Source organism: Streptomyces sp. URMC 129 (assembly GCF_051386415.1).
Classification (GTDB): Bacteria; Actinomycetota; Actinomycetes; order Streptomycetales; family Streptomycetaceae; genus Streptomyces.
This window is the reverse complement of sequence record NZ_JBPQTQ010000240.1, coordinates 1-3,247: the sequence shown is the minus strand read 5'-3', so window position 1 is coordinate 3,247 and position 3,247 is coordinate 1. Positions and strand designations below refer to the sequence as shown.

General features: G+C 70.1%; 2 protein-coding genes. One reads left to right on the top strand and one right to left on the bottom strand.

All coding sequences use genetic code 11. The features are described from left to right. Positions 1 to 1,256: 1,256 nt before the first annotated feature. A complete protein-coding gene (locus tag ACSNOC_RS27340; RefSeq protein ID WP_436750261.1) occupies positions 1,257 to 1,925 on the bottom strand; it encodes a hypothetical protein in 669 nt (222 codons plus the stop codon). 541 nt (positions 1,926 to 2,466) lie between these two features. On the opposite strand from ACSNOC_RS27340, the gene ACSNOC_RS27335 reads away from it, so the two are divergent. Further along, on the top strand, positions 2,467 to 3,247 hold a 781-nt coding region (locus ACSNOC_RS27335; protein WP_436750260.1), incomplete at its 3' end, for an AAA family ATPase.

Below are 3,247 nucleotides of genomic sequence, written 5' to 3'. Positions count from 1 at the left end.
AGTCGGTGCCGGGGGCGGGTGGCTGGTCTTCCCGGTTGCGATGGTCGTGATCCGGTGGGCGGGAACCGGGGGCTGCGACTGTGCCCGGGAGACCGTGCTGACCGGTGTGGGGCGGGGTCCGGATGTACCTCTGCCCGCGGACCGGGACGGCTCTTTTCGGTGCGGGGATCGTCACGGAGCGGCGGGAGCGCCTGGCCGGGGTGGACGCGTTGGGGGGTTGCGCTTGCTGCCGGAGGGCTGGTGACGGAGGAGGTGCGGGCCTGCCTGGCTGGGGCGTTCGGGGTGCCGGGGTCTCCTGGGAGTCCGGTCTCCACGGTTACCGGCAGGGTCGTGGGTGGCATGACGGGATGGCAGACCGGCCGGAAGTACCTGGTCCGTCCGGTGGTCTTCACCGGTGCCGTGCGTGTGGGGATCCGGGTTCTGCCGGTGGTCCTGTGGTCCGGGTGGCGGGTTCGCCGGGTGAGCAGGACGCGGTTGCGCAGGAGGTTGGGGCCGGTGTGTCCGGACGTGTGGTGGCTGGGCATTTTGAGCCGGTTGGTGGTGCCGCGGGCCGGTGCTGGAGGTGTGCGGCTGGGGCGGGCTGTTGCGGGCGGTGCCGGTGTCGGGGGAGGTTGCGGGTGAAGGACCCCGAGGGCGGCGGGCTGTCCTGTCCGGCGGTGGTGTTCCAGCCGCCGGGGGGTGCCTGGCCCGGCCTGGTCCGGTCTGGGTGTCCGGCCCGGTCCGGGTGGTGTGTCCGTGCCGGGTGGTGTGCGGGCGGTTGTGGCGGGTGTCCCGCTGTGGTGTTTTGTGGTCTGGGTTTTCCGGGGGCGGGGTTTTGATGAGGGCGGCGGTGTTGTCGATCTGCTGGTAGGCGTGCCCGAGCATGCGGCGCAGTTCCTCAAGACGATGGTCGGTGGCCAGGCGCAGATGCTGGGTGGGCCGCACGGATTTCACTTCCACCAGCAGCACCAGCTCGTCGGTGATGACGATCCAGTCGACGCTGCGGGCCAGGTTGCGGCCGTAGATGATCTCGGGGATGACCGTGGTGTGGGGCAGCAGTTTGAGCTGGCGGCCGACGTAGGCCTCGAACAGGTCGCCGAGGTCTTGGGCGAAGGCACTGCCGTAGCGGGCGACGCCGGTGTAGTAGATGCCAAGCGGGCTGGCCTTGGCGGGGATGAGGTGGTTCACCGGGGCGAGGTAACCGGGGCCGTAGCCGCGCAGGAAAGGGCGGCCGCGCAGTGGGTTGTACTCGAAGCGCCGCCGCAGCGGATCGGCGGTCAGGCGGGCGGCGGCGTTCTCCTCGCGGAAGGCGGGGTGTCGGTGGCGAAGTGCGCCTCGGTGACGGAAGTGATCGTCTCGGCAGGGATGATGTCACAGACGGGTGCCATACCGGCGGTGTCCAGGCAGACGGGATCGAACCAGCCGCCGAATTGGACCGCCGATGTCCAGAGCAGCAGCGCGGTCCCGACGTAGTGAGACAGGCTGGTGCCCAGCAGGTCTTCCTCCCAGCCCGGGCGCAGGCATCGGGCGGGACGTCCCGCGGTGGTCTGCGCGAGCATGGCCGCGGAACGGGCGAGCTCCGGGTACGGCGGCTCCTGGTAGAGGAATTGCTCACCGGAGGTGCGCAGCAGGAAGCGCTCCAGAGACCCGAGATCGGCGTCGCCTCGAACGAAGTGGTCATCCAGCTGCGAGTACATGTCCAAGATCCGCAGCAGGTCGGCCTCGGCCGCATCCTGCCGGTGCTCATTGCCGTAGGACAGCGACACCCGCGCCACGTCGGCCAGCGACCACGGCGTGTACTTGCGGTACGGACTCTTCCACCAGGTGTCCAGGTGGTACTTCGCCGACGCGCCCGCGATCAGCGGCAGCAGCGCACTCGGCCTGTGCCGCCGGACCCGCGCCGTGTATTCCTGATCGCTGACCACCCGGCCTGACGTCCGCCCCATGGGGACATGATTCCGCTGCTGGTGTTCCGCTGTCGCCCCGTTACCGCGCGGCACCGCTCGTGCTCCCGGCTTCAAGCCATAGAGCCTCTGCCGACCTGGAGGCCAGAGCGGACATGCTGATCCTGGCGGTCGCCGAGGTACGGGCGGCTACCGTCACCCTTCGCGTGCGGTGGGACGGCCCCCGGAGCGGTTCCGCCTGATCACCCAGACGGCGAGCGCAGCAGCCGGCGGCTACGCCAAGACCCAACTCACTGGGGCCCGGGAAGGGCTGTGCGTGCTGGCCGGACAGCGGACTTCGTTGTGCCGCGGCCCGCAACGACCGGGACGCCAAGACCGCGCTGATCGGTAAAGCTCTGCCTGGCGACGTACCAGCCTCTTCCGGGCCTGTTCTTGCCGAAAGTCCTCTGTCAGGGGGCGGGTGAGGGCGGGATACTTGTGGTAGTTCGGTTACCCACTGGCGGCGTGGGTGAAGAGGGGACCGAGTATGGGGGACGGGCTCGGAGACGGTACGCGGTCGGATTTCTCGGGCGAGGCTCATGGGGTGGTGCAGGGCCGGGATTTCTCCGGTGGCGTGCACTTCCACACCACCGACCGGATGCCTCCGGCGAATCCTGTGGTGCCGCGGCAGCTCCCTGGCGATGTGCGGGGGTTCGTCAGCCGGGAGGCGGAGCTGGAACGCCTGGACGCCCTGCTGGAAGGTGCCGGCGGCGGTGGCGGACGGTTGTGCGTGATCGCGGGAACCGCTGGGGTGGGCAAGACCTCCCTGGCCGTGCACTGGGCCCACCGGGCACGCGCCCACTTCCCCGACGGACAACTGCATATCAACCTCCGCGGCTACGACCCCGCCACCCCCATCACCCCAGCCCAGGCCCTGGAACGCTTCCTCCAAGCCCTGGGCATGCCCCCCGCAGCAATCCCGGCCGACGAGGACGCCCGAGCAGCGGCCTACCGCACCCTCCTAGCCGACAAACACATCCTCATCGTGCTCGACAACGCCGCCACCGCCAGCCAGGTACGCCCCCTGCTGCCCGGCACAGACACCTGCCTGACTCTTGTCACCAGCCGCAGCCGCCTGTCCGGCCTGATCACCCGCGACGGCGCCCAGCGCCTCACCCTCGACGTCCTCGACGAACCAGCCGCCATCGAACTGCTCAAGACCACCACCGCTGGCCACCGCACCGATCACGACCAGGACATCGCCGAACTCGCCCGTTTGTGCGCCCGCCTCCCCCTGGCCCTGCGCGTAGCCGGCGAACGCGCCGCAGCCCGGCCCCGCACCCCCCTCCACACCCTTATCGACGACCTGCGCGACCAGTCATCCC

Coding starts and splice junctions, on each gene's coding strand:
- ACSNOC_RS27340 (WP_436750261.1), bottom strand. CDS start 1,925: ATGGGGCGGACGTCAGGCCGGGTGGTCAGCGATCAGGAATACACGGCG.